The 25,691-nt window shown below is 48.3% G+C and carries 27 protein-coding genes; 18 read left to right on the top strand and 9 right to left on the bottom strand.

The genetic code is table 11. From position 1 onward, the window contains the following. The 4 genes from AF331_RS14290 to AF331_RS14280 all read right to left on the bottom strand — a co-directional run bounded on the left by AF331_RS14290 (position 1) and on the right by AF331_RS14280 (position 3,413). The gene (locus tag AF331_RS14290; protein ID WP_053428748.1) at positions 1-972 is read right to left on the bottom strand and encodes a BMP family lipoprotein; all 972 of its coding nucleotides are present in this window, start codon (positions 970-972) and stop codon (positions 1-3) included. Positions 973-1,103: 131 nt separating this feature from the next. Continuing rightward, positions 1,104-1,589, bottom strand: a complete 486-nt coding sequence (locus tag AF331_RS14285; RefSeq protein ID WP_053428968.1) for an acyl-CoA thioesterase — start codon at positions 1,587-1,589, stop codon at positions 1,104-1,106. Between the two features lie 198 nt (positions 1,590-1,787). Further along, entirely contained in the window at positions 1,788-1,916 is a 129-nt protein-coding gene (locus tag AF331_RS21975) for a YflJ family protein (RefSeq protein ID WP_082346982.1), read from the bottom strand. A gap of 207 nt (positions 1,917-2,123) precedes the next feature. Continuing rightward, positions 2,124-3,413: an MDR family MFS transporter gene (locus AF331_RS14280; protein ID WP_053428747.1), complete on the bottom strand. Its 1,290-nt coding sequence runs from the start codon at positions 3,411-3,413 to the stop codon at positions 2,124-2,126. Between the two features lie 216 nt (positions 3,414-3,629). Between AF331_RS14280 and AF331_RS14275 the strand changes: the two genes are divergently transcribed. Then, positions 3,630-4,319, top strand: a complete 690-nt coding sequence (locus tag AF331_RS14275) for a DUF6944 family repetitive protein (protein ID WP_053428746.1) — start codon at positions 3,630-3,632, stop codon at positions 4,317-4,319. Further along, complete coding sequence (locus AF331_RS14270) at positions 4,312-4,518, top strand: hypothetical protein (RefSeq protein ID WP_053428745.1); 207 nt, start codon at positions 4,312-4,314, stop codon at positions 4,516-4,518. Before AF331_RS14275 ends, AF331_RS14270 begins: the two co-directional genes overlap by 8 nt. Before the next feature lie 11 nt (positions 4,519-4,529). Here the strand turns inward: AF331_RS14270 and AF331_RS14265 are convergent, their stop codons facing one another. The 3 genes from AF331_RS14265 to AF331_RS14255 form a co-directional block, all read right to left on the bottom strand. Further along, positions 4,530-4,907 carry a hypothetical protein gene (locus tag AF331_RS14265; RefSeq protein ID WP_053428744.1) on the bottom strand — a complete coding sequence of 126 codons (378 nt, stop codon included), beginning with the start codon at positions 4,905-4,907 and terminating at the stop codon, positions 4,530-4,532. 120 nt (positions 4,908-5,027) lie between these two features. Continuing rightward, on the bottom strand, positions 5,028-6,260 hold the full coding sequence (locus AF331_RS14260; protein WP_053428743.1) for an aminopeptidase: 1,233 nt from the start codon (positions 6,258-6,260) through the stop codon (positions 5,028-5,030). A gap of 201 nt (positions 6,261-6,461) precedes the next feature. Next, a complete protein-coding gene (locus AF331_RS14255) occupies positions 6,462-6,920 on the bottom strand; it encodes an RrF2 family transcriptional regulator (protein ID WP_053428742.1) in 459 nt (152 codons plus the stop codon). A gap of 162 nt (positions 6,921-7,082) precedes the next feature. Between AF331_RS14255 and hmpA the strand changes: the two genes are divergently transcribed. Continuing rightward, positions 7,083-8,255 carry an NO-inducible flavohemoprotein gene (gene hmpA, locus AF331_RS14250; protein ID WP_053428741.1) on the top strand — a complete coding sequence of 391 codons (1,173 nt, stop codon included), beginning with the start codon at positions 7,083-7,085 and terminating at the stop codon, positions 8,253-8,255. 38 nt (positions 8,256-8,293) lie between these two features. On the opposite strand, the gene AF331_RS22770 is transcribed toward hmpA, so the two are convergent. Next, positions 8,294-8,461, bottom strand: a complete 168-nt coding sequence (locus AF331_RS22770) for a hypothetical protein (protein ID WP_162838964.1) — start codon at positions 8,459-8,461, stop codon at positions 8,294-8,296. Between the two features lie 131 nt (positions 8,462-8,592). On the opposite strand from AF331_RS22770, the gene AF331_RS14245 reads away from it, so the two are divergent. Next, entirely contained in the window at positions 8,593-8,970 is a 378-nt protein-coding gene (locus AF331_RS14245) for a DnaJ family domain-containing protein (protein ID WP_053428740.1), read from the top strand. Between the two features lie 51 nt (positions 8,971-9,021). Here the strand turns inward: AF331_RS14245 and AF331_RS14240 are convergent, their stop codons facing one another. Beyond that, positions 9,022-9,207 carry a hypothetical protein gene (locus AF331_RS14240; protein WP_048012239.1) on the bottom strand — a complete coding sequence of 62 codons (186 nt, stop codon included), beginning with the start codon at positions 9,205-9,207 and terminating at the stop codon, positions 9,022-9,024. A 152-nt stretch (positions 9,208-9,359) separates the two neighbouring features. Between AF331_RS14240 and motA the strand changes: the two genes are divergently transcribed. The 14 genes from motA to AF331_RS14170 all read left to right on the top strand — a co-directional run bounded on the left by motA (position 9,360) and on the right by AF331_RS14170 (position 25,591). Next, the gene (motA, locus tag AF331_RS14235) at positions 9,360-10,151 is read left to right on the top strand and encodes a flagellar motor stator protein MotA (protein ID WP_053428739.1); all 792 of its coding nucleotides are present in this window, start codon (positions 9,360-9,362) and stop codon (positions 10,149-10,151) included. After that, positions 10,138-10,929 carry a flagellar motor protein MotB gene (gene motB / locus AF331_RS14230; RefSeq protein WP_053428738.1) on the top strand — a complete coding sequence of 264 codons (792 nt, stop codon included), beginning with the start codon at positions 10,138-10,140 and terminating at the stop codon, positions 10,927-10,929. Before motA ends, motB begins: the two co-directional genes overlap by 14 nt. A 161-nt stretch (positions 10,930-11,090) precedes the next feature. Beyond that, on the top strand, positions 11,091-11,612 hold the full coding sequence (locus AF331_RS14225; RefSeq protein ID WP_053428737.1) for a nucleoside deaminase: 522 nt from the start codon (positions 11,091-11,093) through the stop codon (positions 11,610-11,612). 64 nt (positions 11,613-11,676) lie between these two features. Then, positions 11,677-11,853 (top strand): hypothetical protein, encoded by a 177-nt coding sequence (locus AF331_RS22485; RefSeq protein WP_160316561.1) that lies wholly within the window; start codon positions 11,677-11,679, stop codon positions 11,851-11,853. A 129-nt stretch (positions 11,854-11,982) separates the two neighbouring features. After that, a complete protein-coding gene (locus AF331_RS14215; RefSeq protein WP_053428735.1) occupies positions 11,983-13,374 on the top strand; it encodes an alanine/glycine:cation symporter family protein in 1,392 nt (463 codons plus the stop codon). Positions 13,375-14,489: 1,115 nt separating this feature from the next. Next, on the top strand, positions 14,490-15,440 hold the full coding sequence (locus AF331_RS14210; protein WP_053428967.1) for an ABC transporter permease: 951 nt from the start codon (positions 14,490-14,492) through the stop codon (positions 15,438-15,440). Further along, positions 15,433-16,383, top strand: a complete 951-nt coding sequence (locus AF331_RS14205) for an iron chelate uptake ABC transporter family permease subunit (RefSeq protein ID WP_053428734.1) — start codon at positions 15,433-15,435, stop codon at positions 16,381-16,383. Before AF331_RS14210 ends, AF331_RS14205 begins: the two co-directional genes overlap by 8 nt. Continuing rightward, entirely contained in the window at positions 16,380-17,141 is a 762-nt protein-coding gene (locus tag AF331_RS14200) for an iron ABC transporter ATP-binding protein (RefSeq protein ID WP_053428733.1), read from the top strand. The genes AF331_RS14205 and AF331_RS14200 overlap by 4 nt, the downstream gene beginning before the upstream one ends. Positions 17,142-17,170: 29 nt before the next feature. After that, on the top strand, positions 17,171-18,106 hold the full coding sequence (locus AF331_RS14195; protein ID WP_053428732.1) for a siderophore ABC transporter substrate-binding protein: 936 nt from the start codon (positions 17,171-17,173) through the stop codon (positions 18,104-18,106). Between the two features lie 416 nt (positions 18,107-18,522). Next, positions 18,523-19,617 (top strand): carbohydrate kinase, encoded by a 1,095-nt coding sequence (locus AF331_RS14190; protein ID WP_053428731.1) that lies wholly within the window; start codon positions 18,523-18,525, stop codon positions 19,615-19,617. Between the two features lie 18 nt (positions 19,618-19,635). After that, a complete protein-coding gene (locus tag AF331_RS14185; RefSeq protein WP_053428730.1) occupies positions 19,636-20,571 on the top strand; it encodes a pseudouridine-5'-phosphate glycosidase in 936 nt (311 codons plus the stop codon). Between the two features lie 160 nt (positions 20,572-20,731). Then, complete coding sequence (locus AF331_RS14180; RefSeq protein WP_160316560.1) at positions 20,732-23,140, top strand: PAS domain-containing protein; 2,409 nt, start codon at positions 20,732-20,734, stop codon at positions 23,138-23,140. A gap of 154 nt (positions 23,141-23,294) precedes the next feature. After that, complete coding sequence (locus tag AF331_RS14175; RefSeq protein ID WP_053428728.1) at positions 23,295-24,605, top strand: FAD-dependent oxidoreductase; 1,311 nt, start codon at positions 23,295-23,297, stop codon at positions 24,603-24,605. Further along, the gene (locus AF331_RS14170; RefSeq protein ID WP_053428727.1) at positions 24,602-25,591 is read left to right on the top strand and encodes a class I SAM-dependent methyltransferase; all 990 of its coding nucleotides are present in this window, start codon (positions 24,602-24,604) and stop codon (positions 25,589-25,591) included. Before AF331_RS14175 ends, AF331_RS14170 begins: the two co-directional genes overlap by 4 nt. Positions 25,592-25,691: the final 100 nt, after the last annotated feature.

Genomic DNA, 25,691 nt, shown 5'->3' with positions numbered 1-25,691 from the left:
TTATGGAGCTTCAACATCGATGTCTCCTGAGATGATTTTTTCCTTTGCTTCGTCCAGCTTCTTCATCTGATCTGGCTTAAGATTGACGATTCGAATTTGAGCGAGGCCGACACCATTTTCGCTGAGACCGAGTTCATACGAGGACGGTGTCTGCTTTTTTTCATTAAGCGTGTTGTCAATGAAATTGTAAATGGCGATATCGACATTTTTCATCATGGATGTAGCGACGGATTTTTCAGCTATAAAGAACTGATCGGCATCTACTCCTGCTGATAAGACCCCTTTCGCTTGTGCGGTCTTCAAAGAACCGATTCCAGACATTCCAGCTGCTGCATAGATGAAATCGCTTTTCTTCTTGATTTGATCGCCCGCGAGTCTTTCTCCGGCATTGAGATCATTGAAGCTGTTCGTATAACCTGTAAGGATGTTAATGTCAGATTTTGCGTAGCGGGCACCCTGCTCGAATCCTGATTGGAATTTATGGATGACCGGTGCATCTTCGCCCCCGATGAAGCTTACTGTGCCTGTTTTGGACGTCATGGCTGCTACCATTCCAACTAGGAAACTGCCCTCATGTTCTTTGAATGTGACCGATGTGACATTTTCAAGGTCTGAAGTGGCGTCAATCAAAAGGAATGCCTGTTTCGGATGTTTTTTTGCCTCGATTTCGAGCGCTTCTTGGACAGAAAACCCGAGACCGATGATCAAATCATGTTTCTGGTTGATGAGTTCTTCAAGAGCGCCTTCCATATTTCCATCTGGTGCTTCGGCATAATCAAAAATAATGCCGAGTTCATCGCGTGAGCGTTCAAGGCCGTTGAAGGCAAGGTCGTTGAATGAATCGTCACCGAGTCCGCTGTCGGATAAAAGGATCCCAACGCTATAAGGCTCTGGTGATGAGGTGCTTTTTGTAACGGCTGAACAGCCGGACATCACCACAAGGGTAAGAAGAATCATGATGATTTTTTTCAAGGAATGGTCCCTCCATATCGTATTAGTGCTCGGACAATGTGTCCCACAGTATTATCGGAGAAGGGGAGGGGATTTTGAAGAGGCTCTTGAGGAAAATAAAAAAAGATGCCTCAATCGGGCATCTTTTATTTTCAATATGCTTTTCTGAAGAACTCGGCAAGCTCCTGGCTGTGCATTTTACGTGCTTTCCGGTGCTCTGCACGGTTCTGGGCGGTTTCGTTGAGCCAGATTTCTTCTTCTGATTCTGGCACGACTTCAGGAATGATGGCAGGCTTACCATCCTCGATTGCGACGAAGGTGAGGAAGGAGATGGCAGCGACGTTCGTCTTGCCTGTAAGGAGTTCTTCCGATGTCACCTTCACGCAGATCTCCATGGAGCTCTTACCTGTATAGGTGACCATTGCTTCCAGTGTGACGGCGTCTCCGACCTTGATCGGCTGAAGGAAGTCGACGGAATCGGTTGATGCCGTGACGACCGGTTTCCTGGCATGCTTGGCGGCTGCTATGGAAGCCACGTCGTCTATATAGGCCATTAATTTACCGCCGAACATCGTCCCGTGATGATTCGTATCAGGCGGGAGGACATGGGCCGTTTTGATTGTTTTTGTTTCTTTCATCGTTTTTTTCTCTCTCAATGAAGTTCACCTCTTGGTATGGATTGCCATTCTAATATGTTTCCTCAAAACCAGTGATTTGAAACATGGTTTGATGGGAAAAGGCTCCCCTATACAAGAGTATATCATGTTCTTGTCGAAAGGGTTCGACCGACTGCTCCACAAAAAAGACGGAACCCTATTGGCCCCGTCCGGTGGTTGTCATTTTGAGCGTTCAAGCAAGTTTGCAAGAACATGTTTTTTATAGGCTTCCACTTTACGTTCCTCGTAGCGTCGAACGCCTGCTTTTTTTAGTTCTTCCACGTACCAGCCTTTGCTTCCTACATGCATTGAAAAAACATCCTTTCGTTGTATGGTTGGAATCTCGGACCGGCTCGGGTTTGAGCCGTGATTCGTTATTACAGTTGCCTATTCTATCATTCATATTTTCAGGAAAAAAGGGGGTGGATGGAATTCGGCATTTTCTGAAAGTGAAGGGGGATGCTCTGCTCACATAACCTAAAGAGGAATGATCACAGAGGACCATTCCCTTCAAGTTTATTCTATGGGCGCTTTAACTTCTTCCTGCTTATCCTCGAACCGTTTGAACATGAGGTAGAAGATGCCTCCACTTACGAGAGCAAGCAGGGAAAGGATGGCAAAGGTCCAATCATACCCGATATAAAGGCTCAAGGTGATGGATAAGGGGGCAATCGTCCGGGCGATGGTGTACCGGAGGCTGGCCGCGGCAAAATATTGTCCCCTCATATCTTCAGGGGCCAATTTAGAAACAAAGGTCTGCTGAATCCCTGCCGTCATCAATTCGGCAAATGTGAAGATGGCCATGGCGAAGATGAATACCCAGACCGAGCTCGTCATACCGAAGATAAAGATGGCGATTGCATAGACGATGGATGAAAGAATGAAAACATTCCGTTCTCTAAACCTCGTAATGAACCGCGTGACCACAACAGTCAACAGGGCGACGAGGAGTCCATTTTCCGAAAGGATCAAGCCGAATACCTGCTCTCCCACAAGGGTCAATGACCAGTCTCCGATCGAGAAGAGAGTCACGTTATCCACGACGTCCTTGATATAGACGGGCAGAAGCAGATCAAGCTGCATAAAGGTCTGTCCGACAAGGATACCGGCCACGATGAATAGCAGGAATGTCCTGTCCTTCATGATGACTCCATAATCCTTGAATTGATTCGTGATCGCATGATACCATGCTTGATTGTTTCCTGCTGTGACCTTCAGTTTGGTGGCATCCCGCGGTGCCGTTTCCCTTGTCATTTTCGACAGTAGGATCGAGAGCAACACGCATATCAAACCTGCTGCAAGCAAGAGTTCAAATCGGTAGTTCACATAGAAGATTCCGCCAAGTATCGGTCCGACGACGACCGCAATATTGATAGAGGTATAAAAGACGGCGAAAACATGACTCCGGTCTTTCTCTTCCACTACATCGGCCACCATTGCCTGGCTGGCGGGCCAATAAAAGGAACCGAAAATCCCGACGAGGCTGAAGCAGATGAATCCGATCAAAGCAGAATCGAGCCATGGTGAGCTGGCAAGACCGAAGACGAGGAACCCAGCCCCCTGGCCGAATGCCGAAATGACCATCATCCGCTTCCTTCCGAATCGATCGGCGCAGTATCCGCCCATCAGGTTGGCCCCTACGGCGAATACCTGTGACAACACGAGGAGCAGTCCGGCCGTCTGCTTGCCGAAAGCTTCTGTAAAATAAATCGTCAGAAACGGGAAGAACATCCAAAATGTGATGTTGATTGCCGCTTCCCCGAATAAACGAACTTTTAAATTCCGATCCCAATCCCTGATTCTCATGTATGATTCCTCCCCTCATGAAGGTGGATGGGTGAACTAGATAATCATAGCCCGCGCCGTAGAAAGAAACAAGATTGATTTTTTGAATTGATTGTATATTTTTTCTTTTTCGGAATGAGTGGTGAAGGCGGTTCAATTTCCAGGATCCCAATGGTACAAAGTCGTTTTTTCAAAGGCTGAATATACTACCTAATAAGAATGGAGGGGGCGTCTCGTTTGAACCATTATGTGAATATCTTGACAGGAGCATGGGTCCAGGTCGCAGGGACGGTCATTGCGGCTGTGGGCGAGACGGTGATTCTTAAAGGGGAACAACGGGGCTTCCGGCTTGTTTCCATAGGAAACGGCTTTGAGGCAGCAGGGAATGGAATTCAAGGGACAGCATCGTTGCGGGTGTTCGATGGTACGGAAGGGGAGCGGATACGGATTGCCGGTGACTGGATACAAGGAGGGGGCAACGCGGCCAACGTGGTGGCGGCAGAATTGCAGTACGGCGGTGAAGAGGAAGCGGGTCTCATACTGGATGTGAAGGGTGACGTGGTCCAGGCAGTGGGGGCAGGGCTTGAAGCATACGGTGGGACATTATTGGAAGGTCCTTATATCGACTTGCTTGTTTCGGGGAATACGATCCAGGCTCTCGGATGTATCCTTGAAGGGATTGGGGAGGTACTTATTATCAAAGGGGACGAAGAGACAGGTCTGCCCGTCACCACATTTGGGAGCTATGCCCAGGTAGCCGGCGCCCTCATGGCTGCTGTGGCCCTGACCAAGCGTTATGAAGAAGAGGGACTTCTCGTAGGAGAAAAACGTGTGTACCCGTTCAATCAAGGGGATGGTACAATATGGGAGAAAATGAGAAATGCCGAAACCACGAAGTCACAAGGCAGGAGGATGGCGGATGTTTAAAAAAAACGGGGAATACCAGGTAACAATCAATGGGATATCTCATTGGGTGAAGCTGGAGGGGATTGAGAGGGGAACCGTGCCCATGGTCGTGATTCATGGGGGACCAGGAGGAAACCACTATGTGTTTGAACGGACGGCAGGTTCCATGATTACGATGGAGACCTCCGCCCGTTCAACCATATCCTCATTTCTTCATTGAATGGACAGCCTCTAGGAAGCTATTTCCCTTGATCGACCGGTCCTCAGGGTGACCACGATACTCGCAATGCTGACGATCACTCCGAAGAGGGCAAGAAGGCCCATTCCGAGGCTTTTGGAAAAAAAGAAGGAGATGGGTATGATTCCTAGAAACGAGATGACCACAGGGATCTGGATGATTGACGAGATGATCCGCACGATCCGGTTGCCGAAGAATGAAAGTACAAGGAGCGGGATGAACAGCAAGACTGTCATGCCGATCGACAGCCATACACCCAATGGCTCATCATAGGAAACCGTATTGGGGCCTGTCGGGTGCAAAGCAGCGACCAAGATACATCCGACGGCCGTTACAAGTGTAAGGGTCATAAGAGAAACCCGTTTGAACATAAAAGAATCCTCCTTTGTGGAACAATCGGTTTTATAATACCACAAAGATTTCCATAATGTTCATGTTTTTCATAAAAAAGCCTGTGCATCATAGAGATGCACAGGCTTAAGGAAAACAAATCAGAACGCCCATCCGCCATCGCGGAAGACCGGTTCAGAGGAACCATCCTCCTTGATTCCGTCGATATTCATTTTATCAGATCCGATCATGAAGTCGACGTGGGTGATGCTGTTGTTCAATCCATTCTTTTCAAGCTCTTCTTTGCTCATTTTCTTGCCGCCCTCGATGCAGAACGCATAAGCACTGCCGATGGCAAGGTGATTGGACGCATTCTCATCGAACAACGTATTGTAGAATAATACGTTGGACTGTGAAATCGGTGATTGGTGAGGAACCAGTGCGACTTCTCCAAGATAGTGTGAACCTTCATCTGTGTCTACGAGACGCTTCAGGATGTCTTCACCTTCTTCAGCTTTCACATCGACGATCCGACCGTTTTCGAAGGTGACGGAGAACTTGTCGATTACATTTCCTCCGTAGCTCAATGGCTTCGTGCTTGCCACTGTGCCGTTTACGCCTGTCTTAAGTGGAACGGTGAACACTTCTTCCGTCGGCATGTTGGCCATGAACGTATGTCCTTCTTCATTCACACTGCCGGCGCCGACCCAAAGATGACCTTTAGGAAGCTCGATGGTCAAATCGGTACCCGGGGCTGTGTAGTGAAGCTTTTGATAGTTCTTGCCATTAAGGTATTCAACTTTCTCATGAAGGTTGGCATCGTGATCCTTCCAGGCTTGTACGGGGTCTGCCTGATCGGCACGGACAGCCTTGAAGATCGCATTCCAAAGCAGGTCTACCTGCTCATCTTCCGGCGCTTCAGGGAATACCTTGGCAGCCCACTCTTTGGAAGGAGCTGCGAGTACGCACCAGCTGACCTTGTCGGACTGGATGTACTGACGGTATTTAGACATGGCTTCACCTGCCGCACGCTGGAAGTTGGAGATGCGCTCTGGGTCCACGCCCTTCAACAAATCAGGACTGGATGAAACGACGCTCATGAAGGCAGCTCCGCCTTCTGCAAGGCCTTCCACCTGACCGGCACGCCAGAACGGGAATTCCTTGAATGCTTCATCTGGTGCAAGCTCATACTTGGTACGGGCAACGACGTCATCGCCCCATTCCACGTAGACATGCTTCGCGCCTTTTTCGTAAGCCTTTTTGACGATGACACGGACGAATTCAGCTGCATCAATGGACGTATTAATGACGAGAGTCTGATCTTTTTGGATATTGACCCCGACTTCAACGGCAAGACTTGCGTATTTGTCGAGATGTTGGTTGAAATTAGACATGTGTATGTATCCCCTTTTTTTTCAGAATGTTCACTTACATTCTTATTTTATCAGTGCTGTCCCGGTTTGCAAATGTTTCGCCTGAATATAGTATGTACAAAGGGCGTGGGAGATAATTGAAAAGCTTACCCAAAGGAGGAAAGCGGCCTCTATATGATAAAAGAAGAGCCTTCCCTGATGTGGCGCGGGAAAGCTCTTCTTTCATATGGATGGATCTGGTTCGTTCTTCTCTTGAAAGAGGAAGCGATAGTCCAAGGGATTCCGGACCAGGTCATTCAGTGTATATTTATCGAGGACTGAGAGATAGGCATTCAGTGCCTTTCCCAGTACATGTTTAAGCCCGCATACAGGCGTGATGATACAGGAGTTGTTGGCAGCATCGAAGCACTCCACCAGGTGGAAGTCCTCTTCTGTCTTCCTGACGATTGTTCCGATATTGATATCCTGTGGGGACTGGGCGAGCTTGATCCCGCCGTTCCGCCCGCGGATCGTCTCGATGACGCCCATCTTGCCAAGCTCGTAAGTCACCTTCATGAGGTGATTCTTCGAAATGCTGTAGGCATCAGCGATTTCCTTGATATTCGAGAGTTCATCCGATGGTTTAGATGCCAAAAAGATCAGCACGCGTAGTGAGTAATCTGTATATAAAGTTAGTCTCATCTCTCTCACCCTTCCGTTCCCTTGTTCTTCATTATACAAAAGTGAATGCCTGAATGTCTAAATGTGAATGTTTTGTTAAAGAAGTATTTTGTATATTGTTTTTAGGAGGATGGGAGCATATTATAAAGATGTATTAAAAATATATCTTTAGAGGTGAAGGATATGTTATCTCAAAAAAACATCGAAATCGTTAAATCTACGGCACCGATCCTGGAAGCCAGAGGAATTGACATCACCACTGTATTTTATAAAAACCTGTTTACCGATCACCCTGAACTTCTTCATATTTTCAATCATTCCAATCAAAAACAGGGGCGCCAGCAAACGGCCCTGGCCAACGCCGTCTACGCAGCTGCACAGAACATCGATCAGCTTCACACTATTCTTCCCGTCGTCAAGCAGATCGGGCATAAACATAGAAGCTTAGGTGTCAGGGCCGAGCACTATCCGATTGTGGGAGAACACCTGCTTCGGGCTATCAAAGAGGTGCTTGGCGATGCTGCAACGGATAGCATAATATCGGCCTGGGCGGATGCGTACGGGGTCATCGCCGACGCTTTCATAGGAGTGGAGAAGGAATTATACAAGCAGGCCCGGAGTCAAAAAGCGGGATTTGCTGATTTCAAACCCTTCATCGTGTCCAAGAAGGTGAAGGAAAGCGACGTGATCACTTCGTTCTATCTTGAACCGGAAGATGGAGGGGATGTGCCGGAATATGATGCGGGACAGTATATATCCGTACGCTTGAACATCCCGGGGGAAACCTATTCCCACATTCGCCAATACAGCCTTTCAAGTGCCCATCATCCGAACTTTTTCCGCATTTCAGTAAAACGGGAAGGGAAAGGCACAGTCTCTGCCTATCTCCATGATCACCTAAAGTTAGGAGATAGGCTCGAAGTAAGCGCGCCGGCAGGGGATTTCGTCTTGAATCAAGAAACCACTCCTCTTGTATTGATCAGCGGCGGAGTCGGGATCACCCCGATGATGAGCATGCTTGAAACAGCCTACAGGAATCAGCCGTCCCGACCGGTCTCTTTCATCCATGCGTCACGGAATGAAGCCGTCCTCCCTTTCAAAGGGGAAGTAAAAAGAATGATTCAAGGTCACGACGAAGGGAAGTGCTCCTTTGTGTATGGGACCCTGGCTCTATCGGAAGACCAACTGGAGGGTGATGGATCAGACTACTATGTATGCGGTCCAGTACCGTTCATGAAGGCTGTCATTGAAAGGTTGAAACATCTCGGAGTGCCTGTAGACAGGATTCATTATGAATTCTTTGGACCCGGTCTTGATCTTGCCGGTGTGGAAGAGGTCGAAAGAACGCATTCATAAGATAAAAGGGTTCCGGTGCCGGAACCCTTTCTTCATGATCAGAGACGGTGCTCGTCTTGATCGACCCTGTTTTTGAACGCTTCCTGCGTCACGATATATTCTTCATCGCCTGCAGGCTTTTCAGAATGGGGCTTTTCTTCCCCGCCCTTCGGGAAGTTCCCGGGATGGCCTTTTTTCTTTGATTCGAATGCTTTTCCGCGTGACATATTCTTCACTCCTTATGGATGGATGAGGATAGTTTTTACTTCACGGGTATGGAATATGTCAAGGAATCGTCGCATGGTGGATGAGTCTTCAGGGGGATTTGGACTATACTGGTAGTAAGGAGGGGATGGGAATGGATTTTTCAACGTTGATGTCAGAGCAGCGGATCCGGAAGGCCTATGAAGATGGAGAGTTCAGTGAGCTTCCGGGTTTTGGGAAACCGATGGATCTGAATGATGATGTCGGAATTCCCGAAGAATTGAAGATGGCCCATCGGATGATGAAGAATGCCGGGTACTCGACGGAAGAGGCGGGACTGAAGCGTGAGATGATGAGGATCGAGGATTTGATCCGCACCTGTGAGGACGATGCAGAAGCCAAGTCGCTCCATAAGGAACTGAATGAGAAGGTACTCAAGTACAATGCCATGTTGTCGAAAAAGCGGGTGAAGACGAATTCATCTGTATTCAAGAACTATCAGCGTTCCATTGAAGATAAGCTGATGAGCTGAGAAAAAGCATGAAGGAAAGGGAACTGGACCCTTTCCTTCATGCTTTTTTGTTTATTTCCGAGGTTCGTCGGGGCGGAACAGGAAAAGGGAGATGACGCCTGATAGCAGGGCGCCGCCAACGATGAGCAGGGCACGTTCCCTACCTGCCAGTTCTGAATATTGGGTAGTGACCATCCAGTTTGCCGCGATGGCGACAAGGATCATGATGGCCAAGATCGTAATGATTCGACGTTTCAAGGTGACACATCCTTTGTTGATTCATTGCCCTTAGTTTATCATAGAACGCTTCCGCTCAGCCAAGAAATGAATAGAAGTGGATTCCTACTCAAAAAAAGCAAAACGGGTCCGATATTAGGAGTAGACTATGTTGAATAAGGTGGAGCGATCAGATGGATAAAACGTCATTTATAGGTGTCATACTTGGATTGGTTGCAATCGGGGTCGGAATGGTATTCAAAGGGGTAAGCCTCATGGCACTCATCAACCCCGCGGCCATCCTTATCATCCTGTTGGGGACCGTGGCCTCCGTGGTCATAGCTTTTCCCACGTATGAAATCAAGAAAGTACCAAAGCTCTTCGGGATCCTTTTTAAAGAACAGAACACCCAGGACCCGAAAGAAATCATCGCCTTTTTCTCCGAGATGGCGGACCTTGCCAGGAAGGAAGGCCTGCTTGCATTGGAAGCGAGGATCCAGGAACTCGATGACCGGTTCTTAAGGGACGGTCTCTCCCTTGCCATAGACGGTCAGACGGGGGATTACATAAGGGATGTCCTTCATGAAGAGATCGATGCCATGGAAGAGCGTCATAGCGCAGGCGCACAGATTTTCTCACAGGCTGGTACCTACGCTCCTACCCTCGGGGTTCTCGGAGCCGTCATCGGCTTGATTGCCGCACTCAGCCATATGGACAATACGGAAGAATTGGGACATGCCATCTCAGCCGCATTCGTGGCGACCCTCCTCGGGATCTTCACAGGTTACGTGCTTTGGCATCCGTTCGCCAATAAACTGAAGCGCAAATCGAAACGTGAATCCCAATTGAAGATGATGACCGTGGAAGGGATCCTTTCGATCATCGAAGGGGAGTCACCGCGGATCATCGAGCAGAAGCTGGCTTCCTATCTGCCTGCAAAAGACCGATACAGCCTGATGAAGGAGGAAGAAGATGAGACGGCGTAAGAAGAAGCGGGAAGATGATCATATCGACGAATCCTGGCTGTTGCCTTACTCTGATCTTCTGACCCTGCTTGTGGCGCTTTTCATCGTTCTCTATGCCTCGAGTTCGGTGGATGCACAGAAATTCCAGGAATTATCCCAGGTGTTCAGCGAAATTTTCAAGGGCGGAACCGGCATGATGGATTACCCAAGTCCTGTCGCCCCTCAAGATTCAAGCGATCAGAAGGAAAAGCAGGGAGCTGCTACTGACAAGAAGGAAGAAGAAAAGCCAGTGCCCAAAGAAGACATCAAGAAACAAGCCTTTCTTCAAGATCAGGAAGAACTGCGTGAAGTGCAGGAAAAGATCAACCAGTACATTAAGACCAACAATCTCCAGCTCCAGTTTGTCACGAAACTGACGGATGAAGGCCTGCTGCTGACGATCAGGGATAACGTCCTCTTTTCTTCAGGTTCTGCTGAAGTGGAGAGGAGTGATCAAGATGTGGCCAAAGAGCTTTCCTCCTTGCTCGTGATGAATCCTCCCCGGAATATCATCATCAGCGGGCACACAGATAACGTACCGATCCGCACGGCCAACTATGATTCAAACTGGGAACTGAGCGTCATGCGCGCCGTGAACTTCATGAAGATCCTCCTGGAAAACCCGAATCTCGAACCGGAATGGTTCAGCGCCAAAGGATTCGGGGAGTTCGAACCCATTGCCGATAACGCGACAGCAGAGGGTCGGGGGAAAAATCGTCGTGTGGAAGTACTGGTGTTGCCGAGAGTGACGCAGGAATAATAAGAATGTAGACCGCAAGCCCGGTGCTTGCGGTTTTTATATTTGGCGTTTAAATACGAAAAGTAAAAAGGGAATAGTAACCATATTTTAAAACTCCTATGGTAAACTCATTTTATAAATATCTTCCATTTTTGGTGGTGGATCATGAGGGGGCGATGTTAATGGATAGGGTGAAAGATCGATATTACCTCGAGTTGGCACTGCAAGAAGCATCAAAAGCATTGGAAGAAGATACGTATCCGGTTGGAGCGGTAATTGTGGATGGGGATGGACAAATCGTTGCAACAGGGCGCAACCGGGTCCACACGCGAAAGGATGCGACAGCCCACGCTGAAATGGAGGCCATCCGGAATGCAGGCGAATCCATATTCAAGGCTAAAGTGAATCGCGAACATTTTACGATGTACACCTCTTTGGAGCCCTGTCCAATGTGCACTGGTGGAATATTATTTGCCAATATCAGCAGGGTGGTCTGGCTGCTTAATGATGATATGGGGTTCGGCGGATATAAAAAAATAAAGGATACAAACGCATTTGATTCGAAATTTTGCAAGGTTATTGCAGTAGAAGAACCATTGGATGACCTGAAAGAGCAACAAAAGGAGTTAATGGAACGCTGGTTATCTAATCCTAACCACGTCCATAATCTGCGGAAGGGAGCTATTGAGGGAAAGGTTAAATAATAGGGACGCTACATACCAATTGTGGTTGAACGGCGGTATCCAAAACTGGAAAGGCTGGGTTTACATGTTCAAAAGATGGATCGGCATCACCCTTGTGTTGATCGGAGCAATCGGGCTGGTGGTCAATGTTTCATTCTTTAAAGGCAGCGAGTATTATGACATCATTCGAGTGATTTCAGTCATTCTCTTCTTGGGAGGCGGCCTATTTATTCCGGAGTATTTGCGGACGGATAAAAAGTAAGAAGCTCAGATTGATTCCTTTTCATGTTTACCTTGTTCAATTCAGGGAAAAGTTCCATCACTAGGAAGCCGCGCCATACATAACTGTCATACCACTTTTTTTGCGGCTGACGTTAAAGGAGAGATGAGAATGGAAGGTTTTCTGGATTGGGTAGGGAAGATATCGGAGTGGCTGTGGGGTCCGCCCCTCATCGCCATATTGGGGCTTACGGGACTGTACTTGACGTTTCTATTGGGATTCATCCAGTTTCGGCATCCGCTTTACATTTTTAGTCAAACCATCGGAAGTGTATTCAAAAAGCCGAAAGGTGAAGGGACGGTCACACCCCTTCAGGCCCTGACATCGGCCCTGTCATCCACCATCGGAGCGGCAAATATCGTCGGTGTTCCGGCGGCGATCATGTTCGGCGGCCCCGGTGCGGTCTTCTGGATGTGGGTCATCGCCATGATCGGAATGGCCCTGAAGTTTTCGGAAAGCGTCCTTGCTGTAAGGTACAGGGAAAAGAATGAACAGGGTGAGTTCGTCGGAGGTCCCATGTATTATATGACAAAGGGTCTCAACATGAAGTGGCTGGGAGTCTGGTTTGCCTTTGCCCTGATGATTGAATTGATCCCGAGCGTCATGGTACAGGGAAATGCCGTGTCTTCAACCGTTCAGGAAACATTCAACGTCGACGGTTGGATTACGGGGGTCATTGTTGCTGCGATTGTTCTCCTCATTGTATTCGGAGGAATCAAGCGGATCGGGAAGGTCACGGAAATTTTCGTTCCGATTATGGCACTCATTTACGTTGGAGGAGCCTTCGTTATCCTCTTCATGAACCTCGGTGCCGTACCAGACTTCTTTAAACTGATCTTCTCCAATGCGTTCCAGCCGATGTCCGCCATGGGTGGATTTGCTGGGGCAGCGATTGCAGAAACGATCCGCTGGGGATTTGCACGTGGACTTTATTCTAATGAAGCAGGACTCGGAACAGCTCCCATCGCCCATGCCGCTGCGCAAACGGATCACCCTGTCAGACAAGGGTTATGGTCGATCATCGGGATTGTCATTGATACGATGATTGTCTGTACGGCAACGGCTTTTGTTGTCATCTCGTCCGGTGTGTGGACGGGTGAGAATGCCATGGACGATCCATCCGCTTTGACGACGCAGGCATTTTCTCAGTACTTTGGTGATTTTGGAGGGATTCTTGTAACGATTTCCTTGATCTTCTTCGTACTTTCCACGATCATCGTCATCGTCTTTTATGGGGCGAAGCAGGCGGAATTCCTGTTCGGGCATAAATTTGGACAGGCGTTCAAGATCGTGTATGTGGCAGGGATCATTCTCGGTTCAGTCGGTGCGGCCCAGACGATCTGGCAGTTCCTAGATCTTGCGCTTGCTGCGGTACTGCTGCCGAATATCATTGCTGTGCTTCTGCTGAGTAAAGAGGTTAGAAGGCTCACGACAGAGTTCTTTACGTCGGATCAGTATTATTTGAAGGATGTTGGGAAAACGAAAGGGAAGAAGGCTTCTTGATGAAAGGACCCCGATTGATGCGGGGTCTTTTTTTGTGTGCTGATTTTTTCCATTCCGGTTATCTGTCTACTGCGGATAGAGGAGTTTTTGACAGATGATCATAGGCAACGTAGATTGTTCCGTTCCGCTGCGGGAGTCCGCTTTCCACGGGGCTTGCGTTGAGCCTCCTCATTCTTGCGAGGTCTCACCTGCGTGCTATTCCCGTAGGAGTCGGACTCCCTCCGCTGCACTTCACTCTGTGGTAGGGGAGGGGGCTATGGGATCGTGGTCCAGTGGAGATGGATTTACCTTCTTTTTTGTGTAGAGCCAATGACCAATGATCATATGTTGCAACGTAGATCGTTCCGTTCCGCTGCGGGAGCCCGCTTTCCACGGGGCTTGCGTTGAGCCTCCTCATTCTTGCGGGGTCTCACCTGCGTGCTATTCCCGTAGGAGTCGGACTCCCTCCGCTGCACTTCACTCTGTGGAATGGAAGAGGGTTATGGGGTTCATGTTTCAGCAGGTATGTCTTCCTACCATTCTCTAAAGCTTTTATTAAAATTCCATCCACAGGTAAGTCCCATTAACTAAGAGCTGCATATGTAACCTGACCCACCCCTTAAGAATCGAAGAGTGTATTGAAGTGGAAGGCGCTTGACTCCAGCGGAAAAGAGCGGCGAGACCCCGCAGGCACGAGGAGGCTTGCCGCCCTCCCCGCAGGAAAGCAAGCGCCTGCAGCGAAAATGAACGGTCTCCATCGCATTCATCACTCCTCACACTTCCATTCTTTTCTCATGAATTCAACAGTTAATAGGGTGTTGCACACTATGGTTAAAGGATTATCACAATCAAGAGGTGAGTACAAGCAAATTAAAAACCACAGAGTGTATTGAAGCAGAAAGCAAGCGCCTGCAGCGAAAAGGAACGATCCCGGTCACATTCATCACTCCTCCAAAAGCCAATTTCCATTAGAAGTGGCAATAAGAAAAAAGCCCCAATAATAATGATAATCATTTTCAATTAGTCGTTGACAGCTCATCAAACCCTCTTGTAATATGATTGTTATACAAATGATAATGATTTTCAATTGCAATTAAACTGGAAGGAAAGATTGAGGGTATGTCATGGTCGTGCTACTGAAAAAAAGATATTTATTGATTTTCTTGATCCTCCTCTCGGCCCTTTCTTTATTCGTCGGGGTGAGCAGCATCTCGCCGGCGGATTTACTCAGCGGAAGGACGGATGAGGTGGAAGTGTTCCTGGTCAGCAGGCTGCCGCGGCTTGTTGCGATCCTACTGGCAGGAGCGGGGATGAGCATTGCCGGCCTCATCATGCAGAGCCTGAGCCGGAATAAGTTTGTGTCTCCGACTACGGCAGGGACAATGGATGCGACAAGGCTCGGGATCCTTGTATCGATGATCATTTTTGTCGAGGCATCCACGATGGAAAAGCTTCTTGTGGCGTTTGCCTTTGCCATGGCAGGTACATTCCTGTTCATGCAGATCCTCGATCGGATCAAATTCAAGGACGCTGTTTTCATTCCCTTGGTGGGGCTGATGCTCGGGAATGTCCTGTCGTCTGTCACGACTTTTTTCGCCTACAAGGCGAATTTGATCCAAAATATGTCTTCTTGGTTGCAGGGAGATTTTTCCCTCATCATGAAGGGAAGATACGAGCTTTTATACATAAGTGTACCGGTCATCATACTTGCCTATCTCTTCGCCAATCGCTTTACGGTTGCGGGGATGGGGGAGGAGTTTTCGAAGAATCTGGGGATGTCCTACAGGAGTATCGTGAACATCGGGTTGATCCTTACATCACTCGTGACGGTAACCGTGATTTTGACCGTGGGGATGATTCCCTTCCTCGGGCTCATCGTCCCGAATATCGTGTCCCTTTTCAAGGGGGATCACCTTCAGAGGACGCTGCCGCATACGGCCATCCTGGGAGCGATCTTTCTTCTGGTCTGCGATATCCTCGGGAGGGTCATCATCTTCCCTTATGAAATTTCCATCAGCTTGATGGTCGGGGTCATCGGAAGTGCAATCTTCCTCTACATGCTTTTAAGGAGGAAGGGATATGAGTAATCGGACAAAACTGATGCTACTATCGGTCGCTGCCCTTGCGGCAATAGGGGCTTACCTGTTATACGGCCTGAATGGCAGCTATGAGTATGCCCTGCCGCGGAGAGGGATGAAGGCCCTGGCCATGATCCTGACGGGTGTAGCCATTGCCTATTCCACCGTGGTGTTTCAGACAATCACCCATAATAAGATTCTCACCCCGAGCATCATGGGACTTGATTCCCTTTATATGCTGCTGCAGACGGTCTTGATTTTCTTCTTGGGGTCGGGTCACTATCTGATTGTGAATAAGAACGCGAATTTCTTTCTATCCATCGCAGCCATGATCGTGTTTGCCTTGCTTCTCTATCAGCTCATGTTCAAAGGGAGCAAGCAGCCGATCTACTTCCTGCTTCTCATCGGGATCATACTCGGGACGTTTTTCCAGAGTATATCCTCGTTCCTGCAGGTCCTGATTGATCCGAATGAATTCCTGAGTGTGCAAGATAAGATGTTTGCAAGCTTCAACAATATCAGTTCCGACCTCGTTTGGGTGTCGGGGGGCGTCATTGTCCTCGTATTGATCTATGGATGGAGGCAAATGGCTGAACTTGATGTTGTATCGCTGGGCAGGGAAACATCAATCAATCTGGGGGTCCCGTACGATAAAGTGGTGAGGCGCATGCTTGTCCTGTCGTCCATCCTGATCGCTGTCTCGACGGCACTGGTGGGTCCCATCACCTTTTTCGGTCTCATCGTGGCCAATCTCAGCTACCAGATGTTCAAGACGTACCGCCACGGCATCCTGATCGCAGGCGCCGGGATCATCAGCATCATTGCCTTGGTGGGAGGTCAATGGCTCGTGGAACGGATCTTTACGTTTTCAACGACCCTCAGTGTCATCGTGAACTTTATCGGAGGGCTTTACTTTATCTATCTACTATTGAAGGAGGCGAAGTCATCATGATCGAGATCAGAGGATTGTCGAAGAAGTATGGGAAGAAAAAAGTGGTGGCCGACGTGTCGGTCACGATTCAAAAGGGTCAGATCACTTCGTTCATCGGTCCGAACGGTGCCGGGAAATCCACCCTGCTTTCCATGGTGAGCAGACTCCTGGATTCCGACAGCGGGGAAGTCATCATCGATCAGCATGATAGTAAAAAGATCAAATCGAATGATATGGCGAAACGGGTGGCCATCCTGAAACAGTCCAATTTCCTGAATGTGCGCTTAACGATCAAAGAGCTCGTCTCATTTGGCCGCTTCCCCTATTCAAAGGGGAGGCTGACGGAAGAAGATGAAAAGATGGTTCAGCAATCCATTGAGTATATGAATTTGAACGAGCTTCAGGATCGGTACCTCGAGGAATTGTCGGGAGGTCAGAAACAGCGGGCGTTCATCGCCATGGTCATCGCCCAGGACACGGATTATATCCTGCTCGATGAACCGCTGAATAACCTTGATATGAAACATTCCGTGCAGATCATGAAGATCCTCAGGAAGCTGGTGGATGAGCTGGGGAAGACGGTTCTCATCGTCCTCCACGATATTAATTTCGCTTCGGTCTATTCCGACCGGATCGTGGCCATGAAGGACGGGGCAGTCGTCAAGGAGGGACCGACACAGTCGATCATCCAGACGCACTCCCTGAAGGAAATCTATGATATGGACATACCCGTCCAACAGATGGACAACTGCAGGATCTGCGTGTACTTCAATTCATAAAAAAACATATAAAAGGAGAGAGATCAATCATGAAAAAATGGACATTCCTTGCTTTAACACTGGCAATCTTACTTTTACTGGGGGCATGCGGAAAGAAAGAAGAATCCTCCTCTTCGGCTACATCGGATGATAAGACAATCACCATCAAACACGAACTGGGAGAAGCGAAAGTAAAAGAAAATCCTGATAAAGTCGTCGTGTTCGACTTTGGTGTCCTCGATACGCTTGATGAACTTGGTGTTAAGGTGGATGGTGTCCCGCAAGCGGCTGTCCCTCCGTACCTTGAGGACTATAAAAACTCCGATTACACTAATGTCGGCAGTCTGAAGGAACCCGATTTCGAAGCCATTCATTCCTTGAAGCCCGATGTGATCTTCATTTCGGCGCGTCAGGCGGACCTTTACGATGAATTCGCCGAGATTGCCCCGACAGTGTATATCCCTGTGGACAGCACGGATTATGTAAATTCATTCAAAAGCAATATGAACACCATCGCGAAGATCTTCAACAAAGAGGATGAAATGAAGAAAGAGCTTGCAGAGGTCGATAAAGAAGTGAAAAGCATCCAAGAAGAAACGGAGTCCCTCGATTCCAACGCCCTTGTGATCATGGGAAGTTCAGAAGACATCAGTGTATTCGGGCCGGAATCCCGCTTCGGGATCATCCATGACGTCTTCGGCTTCAAACCAGCTGATGATGGAATCGAGAAATCTACACACGGTCAAAAGGTGACCTATGAGTATGTGAAAGAGCAGAACCCTGGTATTCTGTTCGTCATCGACCGGGACGCAGCATTCGATCCGAAAGCAAGCATCAAGGAATCGTTTGAAAATGATCTTGTCAAAAAGACACAGGCCTTTAAAGACGACCGGATCATTTACTTGAATGGAGCCGAATGGTATCTGTCAGGTGGTGGACTTCAATCCATGAGACATATGATTGAGGATGCAAAAAAAGCACTTTAATCGAGAATGGATACCCATTTTCAAAGAGGCTGGGACATGAATGTTTTAGTCATAGTAAAACCCGAATTCATTTGCCGATGATCAGGCATATGAATTCGGTTTTTTTGTGTATTTCATTGTATCTAGCGGTTGATTGTAGTGCAAGAATCCCGGGGGAGGTGTAGCTGATGCGAGAAGGCATGCCGAGGAGGCTCAGATACTACCTACGAACATCATGAACGGTTTAAAGAACATGGAATAATACCTTTTGGTTTTGCCCCAATCTCTTTTCTTTTTGTGAAAACAAACGCATCAATCGTGTTTTTATTCCACTAATTCTATATTTTTAAAAATATATTTAAATTCAGACTTGTTTAATTTTGGACAAAAGTTTAAAATATTAACAAATGTTACATTTTTTTATAGGGGTGGAGTGAGTGAACGAAAAAGAAAAGCTGTTGCTTACCTACATAGAAGAGAATCCTTTCATGACCCAGCAGGAAATATCCGAGCGGAGCAATATGTCCCGATCGGCTGTGGCAGGTCATATATCGAATCTCATGAAGCAAGGAAAGATCTTGGGACGAGCCTATGTCCTTCCAAGAAGAAAAGGCATCACCTGTATCGGCGGAGCCAATGTTGACCGGAAATTTCAGTTCATCGACCGGATGATCCCTGAAACGTCCAACCCCGCAACAACTGAACAAACGACAGGCGGCGTGGCCAGGAATATCGCTGAGAATCTAGGAAGGCTTGGAAGTGAAGTCAATCTAGTGACGGTGGTCGGGGAGGATACGGAAGGAAGCTGGATCCTTGATCAAACGAAAACGCATGTCGATATATCCGCTTCTCAAAGGCTGAATGAAGCAACTGGTACCTATTCGGCCATCCTGGATGTGGACGGGGAGATGATGTTCGCCCTAGCAGACATGAATATTTACGAAAAGATCGATATCCCGTTTATTGAAAAACGGTGGGCCATCATCGGGTCATCTGAAATGGTCATGCTGGATACGAACTTCCCGCCTGATGTAATCGAATACATCATCAGACGATGTGCATCGGAAGGGGTACCGTTGACGATCATCCCGGTATCAGCTCCCAAAGTCAAGCATCTTCCCGATTCATTGGAAGGAGTCACCTGGTTCATCTGCAATAAAGGGGAAGCAGAGATGTACCTCGACATGGAGATCGAAACGGAAGGCGACTTCTTCAAAGCGGCGAAAGCCATCACGCAGCGAGGTGCCGAACGGGTGGTCATCACAAGAGGTGAGATGGGTCTGATCTACTACACAGCCTATCAGGAAGCAAGTGCGATCCTGCCTCCTAAGGTGGATGTGGCTGATGTGACGGGGGCGGGGGACGCTCTGGTTGCAGGCATCATCTATGGCTATCTGAGAGGCTCGGATACCGACGGTTCCTGTCGGATCGGGGTTTCCTGCTCCACCATTACGATCCGTTCTCATTTTACCGTCTCCCCGACTTTGAATCAGGGGAATCTGCAAGAAGAATTCAGCAGTTATTTCAACTAAATTGGAGGAATGAAAATCATGGATTTGACATCATATTTGGAGTTTTCTAGAGAAGTAGAAGAGGCGCGTCAATCAGGACAAGCCATCGTGGCGCTTGAGTCAACGATCATTTCCCACGGAATGCCATATCCGCAAAACGTACAAATGGCAAGGGAAGTGGAAGACATCATCCGCGAAAAGGGTGCTGTACCAGCCACCATTGCCATTTTGAACGGTAAAATCAAGATCGGTCTGTCAGATGAAGAATTGGAGTATCTTGGCCAGGCGAAGGATGTCATCAAAGCGAGCCGTAGGGATCTTCCTTATATCCTTGCTTCGAAGAAAGACGGAGCAACGACGGTTGCAGCGACCATGATCTGTGCAGAGCTTGCCGGAATTGCCGTCTTCGTAACAGGCGGAATCGGTGGTGTCCACCGTGGTGCCGAAACGACGATGGATATTTCTGCAGACCTTGAAGAGCTGTCCATGACGAATGTGGCGGTCGTATGTGCCGGTGCCAAATCGATCCTTGATATCGGATTGACGATGGAGTATCTGGAAACAAAGGGTGTACCGGTACTAGGGTTTGGCACGGCCAAACTTCCAGCATTCTATACTCGATCCAGTGAATTCGATGTGAACTACAAGGTCGATACCCCGGAAGAAACGGCGGGCGTATTGAAGGCCAAGTGGGATATCGGCTTGAACGGGGGAGTGGTCATTGCCAACCCGATTCCTGAAGAGCATGCCATGGATGAAGCAGAGATCACGGCAATGATCGAAAATGCGCTGAAAGAAGCGGAAGAACAGCACATCAAAGGAAAAGATAGCACGCCGTTCCTGCTCGGGAAGGTAAAAGAGCTGACAGAAGGTAAGAGCCTGACAGCCAATATCGCCCTTGTAAAACATAATGCCGAAGTGGGCGCTGAGATCGCCGTTCACTATGCGGCCCAAACCCAGCAACAAACCGTTTGATTCATCAGCCTGAGCCACAGTAGCTCAGGCTTTTCTGTATGATGACCCCATGGTATTTCATTTAGATGGAAAAATCAGTCGAATGCTCCTTAACTCCTGTTGCAAGGTGGAGTAGAATAGGGGTATAAACTGATGATTAAAGGAAGGTACTATGGCTGATATGCAACGGAAACACTTATTTTCTGCAGATGCCATCCCGGCTCCTGCAGCCCTTGTCGATCCCCTCACGCAATCCATCCTCTCGTTGAATGAAGAAATGGAAGAATGGTTGAAGGGGAACGGCCTGTCTCCCGAAACATTATTGAAACCGGAACAGATCGCAGGGTACGACTGCCTATTAAGGCGCAAACAATTGGAGGATGGTACCGAATGCATCCTCTTGTTCAACCATGGGACGGACCCGTCACCATGCCAAGATTCGAAATCTGCCATCTACCAGTCTCTCATTCAGAATACACCTACAAGTGTTCTGATCCTGAATGTGAATGGCCTGGTACTGGAGATGAATGCATCCTTTCAGAGCCTATTCGGGCTATCCGACGGAATCATCCATCAGTCTTTTTATGATCTTGTAGAGCTTCATGAACCATCCTTCATCCATCTGGTCAAAGAGGGGCTAAAAGGGCATGATGCCACTGGGGAAGAAGTGAGGTTCCATGCAGGCGGCAGGGAACTGACGTGCACCATCACCGTTTCACCCATCGATTACAAGTGCGGTGGATGCATTGATAGTGTCGGGATCATCTTCCACGATATCACCGAGAAAAAAAATGCCCAGGCAGAGCTTATCCTCCTTCAGGCGGAAATGGAGAATATCCTCCGTCTCCAAAAAGCGATCACCTACAAAGTGATAAGGCAAGGTCATGACTTTGTGATTGAACTCGCCTCCGGCAAAATGTTGTCGAGACTGGATCTCACACCTCAAAGGATGAACGGCAAGAGGATAGAGGAAGTATTCGACAGGGTCCACCTAAAAAAAATCCGTCCGAAACTAGAAGCGGTCTGGGCAAAAGGAGAAGAATACACGTACGAAGATGCCTACAAAGGACTTGAATATCTCGCCTCCATTGTCCCGGTCAAAAAAGATGGCAAAGTGGCCGAAGTCATATGCTCCATCTCGGATATTTCCCTGATGAAGGATATCCAAAGACAGCTCGCAGAAAGCGAGGAAAAATACAAATCCATAGTGAAATACAGCCCGGATCATATTCTGATGGTGGATACATACGGATTTATCCAGTCCGTCAATCCGGCTGTGTATGAACACTGGGGATATGGGTTCTCGGATCTTGTCAATCGGCATTACACGTCTCTATTCGCTGAGGAATCCCAAGAAGACGCAGTGAAGAATTTCCAGATTGCCTTGAACGGAACATCATCCCGTTACCTGGCCATCGTGAGAGACGGTAAGGGAAAAGAGAGGCGGGTCACCATCACCAATATCCCGATCCGGGTGAGAGGTCAAGTGATCGGCATCTATGGGTTTGGTCAGGATGTGACGGAAAAATTAAATATGGAAGATGAACTAATGGAAGCAAAGGAACTCCTCGAAGCATACTTCGAACATTCCGGGGATGGGATAGTCCTCCTCGACCCGACCGGAAGGGTATTGAAGGTGAATCAACGATTCGAAGATATGTTTGGGTGGACGAATGAAGAGATCGTTGGAGATGTGGTCACCTTCCTGCACCGGTCCGACCAGTACCATCAGTTCCAGAAAAACATGGAAGTCGTGAAAGCGGGGAAACGCATCAAGGACCAGGAAGCTCTCCGATACCGGAAGGACCAGACATCAATCGAGATCTCCTTCAATATGAACCCGATATTGAATAATGAAGGGTCACTGATCGGGATTTCTGCCATCATCCGTGATCTTTCCGAGAAGAAGCATCACGAGAACCTATTGAAGAAATCTGAACAGCTTGCCATGATTGGTCAGCTCGCAGCAGGCGTCGCCCATGAAATCAGGAATCCATTGACCACCCTTAAAGGATTTCTTCAGCTTATGGATGAAAGAAAGGAAGACGACTTTTATCTCACTGTCATCAAGGGAGAACTCGACAGGATCGAGATCATCACGAATGAATTCCTTGCTCTCGCACGCCCGAGGGCGGTACAGTTTTCACTCACGTCATTGACAAGGCTCCTGACTAGTTCCGTTGATTTCATCAAGATGGAGTGTCTCAAACAGGGAGTCGATGTCCGCTTCGCCGTGGAAGAAGCCCAAGTGTATTGCGATTCCAATCAGATGAAGCAAGTCATCCTTAACGTGATGAAGAATGCACTGGAGGCGATGCAGGACGGTGGGCTCTTGAACGTCCAGCTTGAGAATGACGGCCACCACGCCAAGATCTCGATTCAGGATAATGGCAGCGGCATCCCTCCTGAGAGAATGAAGCATCTCGGCGAACCCTTCTACAGCACGAAGGAAAAAGGGACGGGCCTCGGCCTGATGATCTGTCAGAAAATCATCAAGGAACATAATGGCTCGCTCTCCATCCAGAGTAATGTTGAAGAGGGAACATCGGTTGATATCCTTCTTCCCCTTGCCTCACTCACTCATCAATAGAAGAAACTCGCCATTAGGCGGGTTTTTTTGTTGATTCGACAGCAACTTGGTCATGAAGAAGACAGGAAATGATATTTTCCGGGAAATAAACAACACATTATGACGTTTCGTGGAATTGGAAAGAGGTTACTTAATAGGAAAGAGGTGAGAAGGAATGAAGACGGATGTTTTGATTAGCGGCGGTGGAATCGGCGGACTGACCCTGGCACTTAAGTTGGCAAGATGCGGCATCGATGTAACGGTCATTGAAAGGCTGCCCGGACCTAGCCCTGTCTATAAGGGGGAGCTTCTTCAACCAAAAAGCCTGGATATTTTTGATTCATTAGGTGTGATCGAACCGGTGCTTTCCCATGGTCACCGCATAGCGGAACTGGAGCTGGTGGAACTGAAAGGGAAGAGGGCGGAGCATTCTTCCATGAGCTATTCGATCCTTCCAGGGAAATATCCTTACTCCCTTATGATCCATCATGAGAAGCTAAAAGACATCCTACGGGCCAAAGGGGAGGAATACTCCAGCTTTCACTATATGGGGAACACCGCATGTAAAAAGATCTCCGGCAAGACGGTTACAGTGGAAGACAGAAGTGAAAAAGAACCCTTTGATATCGAATGCGAATTCATCATAGGAGCAGAAGGCAGAAGTTCCGTTACCCGTGATTACATGGGGATTGAAGTGAGCGAGAGGAAATACAATCATCACTTCCTGACGGTCACCTTCCCTAGACCCCTCGATATGACAAAAGGACGGATCGTGTCGACGTACCAATCCTTTCTTGGTCTTTTCCCCCTTCCAAACGAAGAAGTGCGCTCTGTCTATCTCATCCCTGCAGGGGAATACAAGTCATTGCGTAAGAAGCCGATCTCAGAATTTCATAAGCTTTACATAGATCTCTGTCCCGATCTTGAGGGATACGTGGATCAGATTACAGAGTGGAAGCAGATCCAGCTTATGGTCCCGATGAAGTATCATGCTGATACCTATGTGAAAGATCATCTCGCATTGATCGGTGATGCGGCTCATACCGTTCACCCTATGGCAGGGGAAGGTATGAACATGGCGATCCAGGACGGAAGCGTACTCGGGGAACTGCTTTGTGATATGTATGCATCGGGCAGACTGGATCCCGCCAATCTTGAGTGGTATCCGAAGGTTCGGAAGCGCAGGGTTTCCCATCAGCTCCATCTCAGTCATCTTTCAGCACTTGCCTACTCTTATCCCTACAGACCGGTGGGGTGGCTTCGGAATAAAAGCCTTCAGCGCATGGAGAAAGATCGGGTCTCCCAGTTCAAACAGATGCTGAATATCTCAGGTCTCGGTATGTGGAGGGAAACCCTGTATGACCGGATGGTCCAAGGGGGGCTTTTTCCCCTCCGTAAATCATTTTTATCAAATGAAGAGAAACTCGGTGCATCATTCACGGAAGAGCAAGACTATCCATGGAAGGAAAAGGAGGAACTGATATGATCGGTGAAATCGTGAAGGTGTGGAGGGCACGGTCATGGATGAAGAAGAATGTTCCGTTTCTATATAGTTGGCACGCCTATGTGGGATATGAGCTCGATCTGTTCGACAGCTTCTCCCGACCCGCCACCATACAGGAAATCGCCATCCAGAAAAATCTTGAAATGGACTTGTTGGAGCAGTGGGTGGAAGTAGGCATATCCCTGAAGCACTTAAAAAGGAAGGACGATTCAAAAGTGTCGACAAGGGGGAAGTGGAAGCTTCCTTCTTCAAAGAGCGATCCCCATTCATCGGGTATCCTCCTCAAGGAAATGATGGAGCTGCATATCCCGGCCCTGCTTTCCTACCCAGAACTGCTCAGGAATCAGCGGAAGCAGCACTTCAACTCTGACCTCCACGGTTCGACCGTGGCCAAGACGTCAATATTGCTGGAGCGATTCGCTTTTCCGAAGGTTCAGAAAGCAATCAAGAAGCATCATGTCTCGACGATTCTGGATCTGGGGTGCGGAGAAGGTGGCTATATCCGACGGATCGGGGAGCGCCATCCTGATAAAAAGATGGTCGGCATCGAGATTCATGAAGGCGTTGCCAAAACGGCGACCGAAGCGCTTGAATCTTATCCGAATATCGATGTGGTGTGTGCGGATCTCCACTCATATGAACCGGAAAGCGGCTTCGACATGATCATGGCCAATAACCTGTTCCATTACATTGATCCCTCCGAGCGTAAAGACTTCTTCCATAAGGCATCGGAGTGGCTGGAAGAAGGCGGCGTTTTCTTTGTCCTGAGTCCCATGCAGAAGTCGAAGCACGGTCAGCAGTTCTCCAGTGCCTTCAACAGTTTCTTCATGAGCTTTCAGAATCTGTATCCCATCCCCTCCCATGGTGAGATGGAAACCCTCGCGGAGAAAACAGGCTTTATATGCGAGACGGTCGAACCCATAGTGAAAGAAGGCGGATGGTACGCCATGACGTTCAAAAAAAGCTGATCCCCTGGATCGGTTTTTTTTTGAGGGGATTTATTGAAAACAGGGTAGTGGTGGCATGTTTATGGGTAAAAATAAGGAAAAGAGAGAAAAGGAGGAATAG

The organism is Rossellomorea marisflavi (assembly GCF_001274775.1).
Classification (GTDB): Bacteria; Bacillota; Bacilli; order Bacillales; family Bacillaceae_B; genus Rossellomorea; species Rossellomorea marisflavi.
This window is presented reverse-complemented; position numbering and strand designations above follow the sequence as displayed.

Bases quoted from the DNA above. Each gene is read 5' to 3' on its own strand.
- AF331_RS14285 (WP_053428968.1), bottom strand. From the start codon at position 1,589: ATGAAAGAAACAAAAACAATCAAAACGGCCCATGTCCTCCCGCCTGAT.
- AF331_RS21975 (WP_082346982.1), bottom strand. From the start codon at position 1,916: ATGCATGTAGGAAGCAAAGGCTGGTACGTGGAAGAACTAAAAAAAGCA.
- AF331_RS14280 (WP_053428747.1), bottom strand. From the start codon at position 3,413: ATGAGAATCAGGGATTGGGATCGGAATTTAAAAGTTCGTTTATTCGGG.
- AF331_RS14270 (WP_053428745.1), top strand. From the start codon at position 4,312: ATGTTTAAAAAAAACGGGGAATACCAGGTAACAATCAATGGGATATCT.
- AF331_RS14265 (WP_053428744.1), bottom strand. From the start codon at position 4,907: ATGTTCAAACGGGTTTCTCTTATGACCCTTACACTTGTAACGGCCGTC.
- AF331_RS14260 (WP_053428743.1), bottom strand. From the start codon at position 6,260: ATGTCTAATTTCAACCAACATCTCGACAAATACGCAAGTCTTGCCGTT.
- AF331_RS14255 (WP_053428742.1), bottom strand. From the start codon at position 6,920: ATGAGACTAACTTTATATACAGATTACTCACTACGCGTGCTGATCTTT.
- hmpA (WP_053428741.1), top strand. From the start codon at position 7,083: ATGTTATCTCAAAAAAACATCGAAATCGTTAAATCTACGGCACCGATC.
- AF331_RS22770 (WP_162838964.1), bottom strand. From the start codon at position 8,461: ATGTCACGCGGAAAAGCATTCGAATCAAAGAAAAAAGGCCATCCCGGG.
- AF331_RS14245 (WP_053428740.1), top strand. From the start codon at position 8,593: ATGGATTTTTCAACGTTGATGTCAGAGCAGCGGATCCGGAAGGCCTAT.
- motA (WP_053428739.1), top strand. From the start codon at position 9,360: ATGGATAAAACGTCATTTATAGGTGTCATACTTGGATTGGTTGCAATC.
- motB (WP_053428738.1), top strand. From the start codon at position 10,138: ATGAGACGGCGTAAGAAGAAGCGGGAAGATGATCATATCGACGAATCC.
- AF331_RS14225 (WP_053428737.1), top strand. From the start codon at position 11,091: ATGGATAGGGTGAAAGATCGATATTACCTCGAGTTGGCACTGCAAGAA.
- AF331_RS22485 (WP_160316561.1), top strand. From the start codon at position 11,677: ATGTTCAAAAGATGGATCGGCATCACCCTTGTGTTGATCGGAGCAATC.
- AF331_RS14215 (WP_053428735.1), top strand. From the start codon at position 11,983: ATGGAAGGTTTTCTGGATTGGGTAGGGAAGATATCGGAGTGGCTGTGG.
- AF331_RS14205 (WP_053428734.1), top strand. From the start codon at position 15,433: ATGAGTAATCGGACAAAACTGATGCTACTATCGGTCGCTGCCCTTGCG.
- AF331_RS14200 (WP_053428733.1), top strand. From the start codon at position 16,380: ATGATCGAGATCAGAGGATTGTCGAAGAAGTATGGGAAGAAAAAAGTG.
- AF331_RS14195 (WP_053428732.1), top strand. From the start codon at position 17,171: ATGAAAAAATGGACATTCCTTGCTTTAACACTGGCAATCTTACTTTTA.
- AF331_RS14185 (WP_053428730.1), top strand. From the start codon at position 19,636: ATGGATTTGACATCATATTTGGAGTTTTCTAGAGAAGTAGAAGAGGCG.
- AF331_RS14180 (WP_160316560.1), top strand. From the start codon at position 20,732: ATGCAACGGAAACACTTATTTTCTGCAGATGCCATCCCGGCTCCTGCA.
- AF331_RS14175 (WP_053428728.1), top strand. From the start codon at position 23,295: ATGAAGACGGATGTTTTGATTAGCGGCGGTGGAATCGGCGGACTGACC.
- AF331_RS14170 (WP_053428727.1), top strand. From the start codon at position 24,602: ATGATCGGTGAAATCGTGAAGGTGTGGAGGGCACGGTCATGGATGAAG.